10 protein-coding genes are annotated in these 8,194 nt (G+C 59.0%); 8 read left to right on the forward strand and 2 right to left on the reverse strand.

The window, feature by feature from the left end; all coding sequences use genetic code 11:
- Positions 1 to 73: 73 nt before the first annotated feature.
- The 5 genes from H5U02_02970 (at position 74) to H5U02_02990 (ending at position 3,655) form a co-directional block, all read left to right on the forward strand.
- Complete coding sequence (locus H5U02_02970; GenBank protein ID MBC7341404.1) at positions 74 to 595, forward strand: DUF4446 family protein; 522 nt, start codon at positions 74 to 76, stop codon at positions 593 to 595.
- Between the two features lie 4 nt (positions 596 to 599).
- The gene (locus H5U02_02975; GenBank protein ID MBC7341405.1) at positions 600 to 1,859 is read left to right on the forward strand and encodes a M23 family metallopeptidase; all 1,260 of its coding nucleotides are present in this window, start codon (positions 600 to 602) and stop codon (positions 1,857 to 1,859) included.
- 80 nt (positions 1,860 to 1,939) lie between these two features.
- Entirely contained in the window at positions 1,940 to 2,404 is a 465-nt protein-coding gene (locus tag H5U02_02980) for a polymer-forming cytoskeletal protein (protein ID MBC7341406.1), read from the forward strand.
- A gap of 79 nt (positions 2,405 to 2,483) precedes the next feature.
- Positions 2,484 to 3,236 carry a phosphoribosyltransferase gene (locus tag H5U02_02985; protein MBC7341407.1) on the forward strand — a complete coding sequence of 251 codons (753 nt, stop codon included), beginning with the start codon at positions 2,484 to 2,486 and terminating at the stop codon, positions 3,234 to 3,236.
- 164 nt (positions 3,237 to 3,400) lie between these two features.
- The gene (locus H5U02_02990; protein MBC7341408.1) at positions 3,401 to 3,655 is read left to right on the forward strand and encodes a YkuS family protein; all 255 of its coding nucleotides are present in this window, start codon (positions 3,401 to 3,403) and stop codon (positions 3,653 to 3,655) included.
- Positions 3,656 to 3,704: 49 nt separating this feature from the next.
- Here the strand turns inward: H5U02_02990 and yyaC are convergent, their stop codons facing one another.
- Positions 3,705 to 4,352, reverse strand: coding sequence for a spore protease YyaC (gene yyaC / locus H5U02_02995; GenBank protein ID MBC7341409.1), 648 nt, complete (start codon positions 4,350 to 4,352; stop codon positions 3,705 to 3,707).
- Positions 4,353 to 4,590: 238 nt separating this feature from the next.
- On the opposite strand from yyaC, the gene H5U02_03000 reads away from it, so the two are divergent.
- The 3 genes from H5U02_03000 (at position 4,591) to H5U02_03010 (ending at position 7,907) form a co-directional block, all read left to right on the forward strand.
- Complete coding sequence (locus H5U02_03000) at positions 4,591 to 5,703, forward strand: hypothetical protein (protein ID MBC7341410.1); 1,113 nt, start codon at positions 4,591 to 4,593, stop codon at positions 5,701 to 5,703.
- Positions 5,704 to 5,808: 105 nt separating this feature from the next.
- Positions 5,809 to 6,936, forward strand: a complete 1,128-nt coding sequence (locus tag H5U02_03005; GenBank protein MBC7341411.1) for a GerMN domain-containing protein — start codon at positions 5,809 to 5,811, stop codon at positions 6,934 to 6,936.
- 131 nt (positions 6,937 to 7,067) lie between these two features.
- The gene (locus tag H5U02_03010) at positions 7,068 to 7,907 is read left to right on the forward strand and encodes a hypothetical protein (protein MBC7341412.1); all 840 of its coding nucleotides are present in this window, start codon (positions 7,068 to 7,070) and stop codon (positions 7,905 to 7,907) included.
- A 169-nt stretch (positions 7,908 to 8,076) separates the two neighbouring features.
- Here the strand turns inward: H5U02_03010 and H5U02_03015 are convergent.
- Positions 8,077 to 8,194, reverse strand: a 118-nt coding sequence (locus H5U02_03015) for a hypothetical protein (GenBank protein MBC7341413.1), incomplete at its 5' end; no start/stop codon positions are given.

The raw sequence follows: 8,194 nt of genomic DNA on the forward strand, positions 1-8,194 counted from the left end.
GGCAGCTAGGTTGCGGCGAATGTAGAAGCGGTTAAAGCGGGTGCGGTAATTAAACCATGAGGTGGAACAAGCCATGAACTTAAATCAGCTGTTGCCGTTGGATCCGACCCTGGCGGCGGTGGGGCTGGCGGGTCTAAGTTTGCTTTTTAGCCTAATTGCCATGATATGGGCTCGGCGCCGCCTGCGGCAACAGCCAGCTTCGGAGGACGCTTCCCTCATTCGGCAAGTAGAGCGCAACCGCCAAGCCATTGACCGTGCCCTTCAGGATATTCACCGTTGCCAAGAGGGCATCGACAGCTGCCGCCGGGAGATTGCTGAGGACCGCTCCCAGCTGGCAGCCTTGGCCAAAAAGCTGGAAAAGAGCCTCAAGCGGGTAGGGCTGGTACGCTTCAACGCCTTTCCCGAAGCTGGGGGAGCTTTAAGCTTTGCTTTGGCGCTCCTTGATGACCACGGGAGCGGGGTGGTGATTTTGACCCTGCACAATCGCGACGATTGTCGCACCTTCATTCGCCAGGTCCGCCACGGTAATTCGGAGCAGCGCTTAACCGCCGAGGAAAAGCAAGCCATCGAGGAAGCCCTCGCAGGAAACCATTGAAAACGTGGTTGCGCTGCGGCTAAGAGTAGCCGTCTTTAGGGGAGCGCTGGTACGACCAGCCGCTCACGGTTTGAGGCTGGGCCAAGCGGCGGACCAGCAATCTGGCCGAAGATATATGTTTTTTGGACGAGAACTGGGGATGTGGATGGGGGACATGATCCTTTCAGGGAAAAGAGTGAGTAAGCGGCTTAGGATAGCAATGGGGTTGGCCTGGGGCGTAATAGTCGCCCTAGCCAGGCGTGGGTTGTTTCGGTTGCGGCCGGGCCGGGGGGAAGCTCGCAGCCGGCGGCGAGACTATCCCTCTGGGCTGGCGGAGAATGATAAACAAATAACCCTGATGCTGGTTCCCCACGGGCGGGGGCGCGTACATAGCTTGGTATTGCCCCGTTGGGCATTACGTTTAGCCCTGGGGGCAGGGGTAGCGGTATTGGCTTTGGCAGTTGGCCTGGGCATTTTCCTGGGAAAGGCCCGGAGTGAGATTGCCCGCCTGGAGAGCTTACGCCAGGTGAACCGTCAGCAGGCCCAGGCTATTGCCGAGATGGAGAGCCGGGCCCAGCAGGCGGAACAGCAGCTAGAGAAGGTAAAGGAACTGGATCAGCGGGTTCGCAGCCTGTTGAACCTTTCACCTGACGGGACCTCGGCGCCCAATGCTGACAGCCGCACCGACTTATCCTCCCGCTCCCAGCCGCCGGGCATGGGAGGGACGCTACGGAGGAGTTGGCTCCAGAGCCAGGACCAAGCGGGAGCAGGGCAGGAGGAGCGGCTGGGGCTCCTTGATCAAACCTGGCGGGATCTCCAGCTGGATGCCCAGGCCCAAGCCTCAAACCTAGCCTTGCTTGAGAAACAGGTTAAGGCCAAGCTCAAGTACCTGGCCTGTTTGCCTACGGCTTGGCCCGTTCATGGGCGCATCACTTCCCCCTACGGCTTGAGGGAGTCCCCTTTTAGTTCTCGCCGGCAGGAGTTCCACGATGGGCTGGATATAGCTGCGCCCTGGGGCACAGTGATCACGGCAGCGGGCGATGGGGTGGTTGTGTATGCTGGTTGGAAACCGGGGTACGGGCGGATGGTAACCATTGATCACGGCTACGGGTACAAGAGCTCGTATGGCCATGCTAGCAGCCTGTTGGTGCAAGTGGGAGAAAAGGTGAGCCGAGGGTCTCCCATCGCCCGGGTGGGAAGCTCGGGCCGCAGCACCGGTCCCCACGTGCATTTTATGGTGGAAATCAATGGCCAGACGGTTGATCCTTTGCAGATCCTTGATTAGGGTCGGGGCAAGGCTGAGCGGCAAAGTCACCTAGGGGCAAGGCAGCAGTGGTTTCAAACCCCAATGGGCAGGTGAAGGGATTGTTTGGAAAAAGCAAAGAGGCGGTAGCGGTTCCAGGGCGGGCGGTGCCGGGCCGAGTGGAGACCCTGATCGGTAGCGAATGTAACTTCGAGGGACGGCTGGAATCCCAAGGAGCTATCCGCATAGAAGGCCGTTTTGAAGGAGAAATTAAGACCGAGTCCGATGTAATCGTGGGCGAAAAAGGTCGTACCCAGGCAAACATCGAGGCTGCTAATCTCTTTTTGGCCGGTCAGCTGCAGGGCAACGTGGTGGTGAGTGGCCGGCTGGAGATTGCCTCCACCGGGCGCCTGGAAGGAGATGTGTGGGCCCAGGTGATCAGCATCGAGCCTGGCGGCTTTTTTCAAGGCTACTGCCACATGTCGCAAGGCTCGGCGGGAGCCACCAAGGCCCTGCCTTCCAGCCAGAGTACCAGTGAGGCTAGGCTGATTGGACTAAACCCGGCCGAAAGCGCGGACAACGACTAGGTCCCAGGCTGGGGAATAGCGGCTGGGGTATCAGCGGGCCTCAGCTAGAAGCAAGCTATCTGTAAAAGGGGTTGTCAAAATGTTCAAATGCCCCCGCAGGCCGGGGTACCCAGGGGACGAAAACCACGGCCCGGACTGGACATTGCCCTTTGTGGATCGCAATCAGGCCGGCTGCCTACTGGGCCAGGCAGTGGCTGCTAGTTTGGGGAAGCTGCCGGTCAAAGAAGGTGGGTCGCCGCCAGAAGGCGCCTCGGGCGCCATCGCCGCCAGCCAACCGCCGCTAGTGCTGGGCATTCCCCGGGGTGGGGTGGTGGTGGCAGCTCGGGTAGCCGAAGCTATCGGGGGCGAACTGGATGTAGTGATTTCCCGGAAGGTAGGCGCTCCTCGCAACCCGGAGCTCGCCATTGGCGCTGTGACCCCGGACGGCATCGCCTTGTGGAACCGCAGGCTACTTGAGGATCTGCGTTTAGATGAGGAGAGCCTTGCGCCCCTGGTAGAAGCAGAAGTCAAGGAAATCAGCCGCCGCCTCAGCCAATATCGATCCCGTCCTCGCCCGCCCCAGCTTAGCGGGCGGGTACTGATTCTGGTAGATGATGGGTTGGCTACCGGTTTCACGGCCTTGGCGGCCCTTCGCTACCTGGCCCGGCAACAGCCCACCCGTTTGCTGTTGGCTATTCCGGTGGCTCCGGGGGAAACGGTAGATTTTCTCCGGGGAGAAGTGGACGAGCTTATTTGCCTTGCCACCCCGGAACCCTTCTATGCGGTCGGCCAATTCTACCGCCATTTTCCTCAGGTTACCGATGCCGAGGTCATCCAACTGCTCCAAAGATAACTTGTCCCCCCAGAGCATTATCCTCATCCTTGGTGGTGTCGTTATTAGTGACATGGGGGCTCGGCCAAGATGGAGCCGGATGGGCGGGGCATAACCCTATAGCTGGCTGCCCATACTAAGACGGGATCAAATGATAACTTTTCGAATTGAGAGGGTGGGTAGCATTGTCCAGAGCAACCGGTAAGCCGGTAGTAGCTGTAGATGAAGATTTGGCGCCAGTACGGCAGGAACTTGAGGCCCAAGGTTTTGACGTGGTAGGCATTGGCGAAGCTCCCTGGGAGCAGGTAAGCGCAGTAGTGGTCAGCGGTAGTGCCAACAACCTTGCCCAGATGGAGGATATCCACACCAAGGCTCCGGTCATCGACGCCCGGGGAAAGACGGCCCAAGAGATTGCCCGAGACTTACAGGAACTAAGGTAGCCCTTGCCCCTCGACCCCAGCATAAGTCTTGGCTTTTTCTTAGCCGAGCCTAGCGCAGGGTATCGGTGGGAGCTAGAGCTGGCATCGGCGGCAGGGCTCCAAGCCGCTGGTAAGCCCAACAGATGGCTTCGGCAATGCGGTTAGCCATTTTCACCACCGTGCTCAGCCTGGTGTTCTGAAGCACCAAGTACTCCATATAGCCTCCTACGTTAACGGTTCCGGTTAAATGCAGTTCCCCCACTGACGGTAGGTTTTTCTGAACTCCGGCTCCAGGCTTGAGCGGCCCTGGGGCCAAAGTTATATAACCAACACTATCGCTTGGGCCTAAGGAAGCATCGATGGCCACTACCAGGGCTTCCGGATAATGCTCTTCAATATAGGCTAGCCAGTGGTGAAGATTGGCAGCGTGCACCGGCTCATCTAGGGTGCCCAGTACCTGGATGGCGCCGTGGGAGAGATCTTTTAGGCGGCTACCCACCAAAGGACCAAGGCTATCGCCGGTGGACCGGTCGGTGCCAATGGCTACGATAACAAGCGGTCGCCTGCCATCGGGGTTAAGAGCTGAGAGCTGGCGGATCAAGGCCTCCCCCAAGCGCTCCACCACGTCCGGATCTTCATAATGGTATTTTATCTTCTGGTTAAGGGCGGCTTCAGGCAGCGCTGCCGCCGGACGATGCCACCAAGAGAATCCGCCCATGACTTCCACCTCGCTTAAATTCCTCTCTCAAACCGGTCCATTTACTTTCCCAGACCGGGTATCTAGATTATATGCATTTTCAGCTAGTTTAATACTCGGCAACGGTTGGGCATGAGGGCTTGGGCTTAGGCATAGGTTGGTAATGGGGCGAGGTGCAAGACTAGTCTTTCGCCGGCGCAGCGCCCCCGGCATGGGAGACATTTCGGGAGCATTTGCGGCGATAGGGGAGGGGTAGGTGATGGAAGAAGGGTTGGCCGGGGGCAAAAGCGCTCACCGTAGCGCTTGGGGCGTAGCCCTAACTTATAGCGGCACCATCGTGGGCGCCGGTTTTGCCTCTGGGCAGGAGCTGGCCCAGTTCTTTGGCCGCTATGGCTGGACCGGGTTGCTTGGCACGGTGCTGGCGGGGGCGCTTTTTGCAGTTCTGGGGTACTTGAGCTTTGAGATGGGGCGGAATCTGGGATCTGTGTCCTACCGGCAAGTTTTGCTCCGCTTGGCCGGTCCGGCGGGTAGGATCCTGGACGGGTTGACTTGGGTATTTCTTTTGGCTTCCCTGGCCGTCATGCTGGCGGGAGCCCGGGCGGTTTTCACCCAGCACTGGCATGTTCCTGATCACTGGGGCATTTTGGCGGTGGCGGTGGCGGCGATTCTGGCGGTGGCTTGGGGTAACCGAGGCCTGGTGCGCTTCAATACTTATCTGGTGCCGCCTTTAATAGCCATCATGATGGGCCTGGCCTTGGTAGCGCTGGTGAGCCGGACTGCCGACCTGACCGAGCCGATGTTGGAGTGCCCGGGGTTGGAGGTTTTGGCCGCCTGCAACCCCATAAGTCTAATCGGCAACAATTGGATATTAGCCACCTGCCTTTATGTAGCCTACAACATGATCATTGGCTTTGCGGTGTTAGCCAGCTTGGGCGGGCAAATGCCGGCGGCGGCTGGGCGGGGAACGGTGTGGGGAGGCATGATTATTGGCGGGTTGGCGATGGTGGCCACCGCAGCTATCCTATCGGCTGGAGAACCGGCCCTGAACAGCGAGATCCCCCTACTCACCGCCCTGGGGCACACCGAGAGGTACTGGCAGCACCTGTATGCCATGAGCCTGTTGGTCGCCCTTCTGACTACTGCTGCTGGCGATGCTTATGGCCTGATTGCGCGCATGCAAGAATATCTTGCTTGGCCGGTAGGTGCTTGCCTGGCTTTGATCCTGGTGCTTGTGGTGCCAATTTCCAACTTTTCCTTCAGCTGGCTGGTGGGAGTAGCCTACCCCCTGGGTGGGTACCTGGGGCTAGCGCTAATGGCCAGCGTTGTCTTCCAGAGCATCCGAGGCCTAGTGCTGCCGCGCCGGCGGTTATGACTAGCCCAACCTGGGTTGGCAATTTTGTCGAAGCGGGAGGAAAATGGCTATGGAGAGAGAATATTTGATCGAAACCGGCACTTTCGACGGCAGGGAGAAGTTGTCATGCCAACCTGGCTCAAGCGCTTGGCGCGCCGATGCCTTCTAACTTTTTTAACTTTAAGCGTAACCTTAGCGGCCTCAGCTTGTTCACCCTGGACCCGTTCTGTCCAAGCTCCACAGGCGGTGGAAAAACGAGCTGCCGATTTGCGAGCCAAACGAGGCCAGCCCGGGGCCGCACCCTCAGCGCCGCCCCGGCAGGCAGTAATATATTACGCTACCGGCGACGGTCGCTATTTACTTCCTTTGACCGTAGAGGTGGGGCCAGGACCCAGCATGCCTCGGGTAGCGGTGGAGAAGTTCCTAGCCGGTCCACCCCAAGGTCTGGCCAAAAGCCTGCTTCCGGTGGAGATGAAACTTAGAGATTTCTGGATTGATGGAGATACCGCCTATGTGGATTTAGCCGGCGACCCGATTGCTTGGGCAAAGAAGGCGGATCCCCAAAGCTTGAAGCAGGCGCTCCAAGGCTTGGTGCTTACCCTCACCGACTTTTCCGGGATCCACCAGGTCCAATTGTTGGTAAACGGCAATTCCCTTCCTTCCCTAGGAGGAATAGACCTGAAGGCGCCGCTAGGGCGGCCGCTGTGGATAAATCCCTTGCCGCCTACTTCCGGCAAGGCCCTTGGCGGCCCGGTAGTAAGGGATCAGGAGTCGGAGGCGGCTAAAGGCTTATGGCCGGGAGCTCGGTCGGACTGGTCAGTTGCCGAGCCGAGTTGGGTTACCGTCTACTATGCCGACTCGCAACTTGCTTACCTGGTGCCAGTGACAGTAGGTATAAGGGCTGGCGAGGAGCCGATGAAGGCGGCGGTCGAGGCCCTTTTAGCTGGCCCTCCCAAAGGGTCAGGCTTACTTTCACCGATCCAGCGGGATACCCGCCTGCTTTCTCTGAAGGTTAAGAACGGCTTGGCCACTGTGGATCTCACCCGCAAAGCTTTGGAATACGGCGGGGGCAGCGCCAACGAACTGTTTTTGGTAAATTCTCTTCTCCTTACCTTGACCGACTTTCCTGGAGTTGAGCAGGTGCAGCTGCTCTTTGGTGGCCAGAAGGTGGAGGTTTTGCCGGAAGGGACCAATGTTGGCCAACCCCTCTCCCGCCCGCCCCTGAATCCTGTCTCTTCCCTTCCTGCCAAATAGCTAAAAACAGAGAGTAGATAGCCCGGCCTGGCTAGTGATAAATTCTTGCTGGCTACATACAATATGGCTATAAAGGTGCCTGAGCAGGTTAGTCTAGCCCCGGTTGGGACGAGGAAGGGAAAGTGGCGGCAGTGAACGGCTTTGACTTTTTCTTTATTTTCTTCATCATCATGTCGCTTCTGCCGGTCGTTAGACAGCGGCAAATTGCTCTAGCCCGGATGCGGCTTATCCGCCAGCTGGAGAGGCGGCGGGGAACGCGGGTCATTACCTTAATTCACCGCCAGGAAATGATTAGCCTACTTGGCCTCCCCTTAAGCCGCTACATCAATATCGAGGACTCAGAGCAAGTGCTCCGCGCTATCCGCCTTACGCCCCCAGACCGGCCCATCGACGTCATCCTCCATACTCCCGGGGGGCTGGTGCTGGCCGCCGAACAGATTGCCCGGGCCCTATCCAAGCACCCGTCTAAGGTTACTGCCTTTATCCCTCATTACGCCATGTCCGGCGGCACCCTGATTGCCCTGGCAGCCGATGCCATGGTCATGGACGAGAATGCGGTTTGTGGACCGGTGGACCCGCAGCTAGGGGAGTACCCGGCCGTCTCCATCCTCAAGGCGGTGGCGGCCAAGCCGACCCATCGGCTAGAAGACCGGACCCTGATCCTGGCTGATGTGGCTGAGAAGGCCATGGCTCAAGTAAAGAGGACGGTTCACGATATCTTGCTGGATAAGATGGACCCGGAGAAGGCGGAGGAAATCGCCCAAGCCCTGACCGAAGGCCGCTGGACCCACGATTACCCCATTGGGCCGGCCCAGCTGGCCGCTTGGGGGTTGCCGGTAAGCACCGAGCTGCCCCCCGAGGTGTACTTGCTGATGGAGCTCTATCCTCAGCCGGGGCAGCGCCGGCCTTCGGTTCAGTATGTGCCGGTGCCCTACGACGGCGACCGGGATCGCCCCCGACCCCGTCGGTAAGGAGGGGGCAGGGGAGCGCCTCATGCAGCTAGTTGCCCAACCAGGTTGCTCCGCCAAGGATTACGGAGCCGACCCAGTACCCAAGTTTTGACCGGGGTATGGGATCAGGCGACTGGGAGAGAAGGGGGCTGTCCCCAAGCTTTGCTTGGGGACAGCCCCAATTCTAAGATTACCCCAGGATGGCCTTTAAGTCCTCTTCCGGAGTGCTGATCAGCTTAATGCCGTAGTTGTCCTGCAGCACCTTGACCACATTGGGGGTCAAGAAGGCTGGCAGGGTGGGGCCGAGG

The organism is Clostridia bacterium (assembly GCA_014360065.1).
GTDB lineage: Bacteria > Bacillota > DSM-521 > Neomoorellales > JACIYF01 > JACIYF01.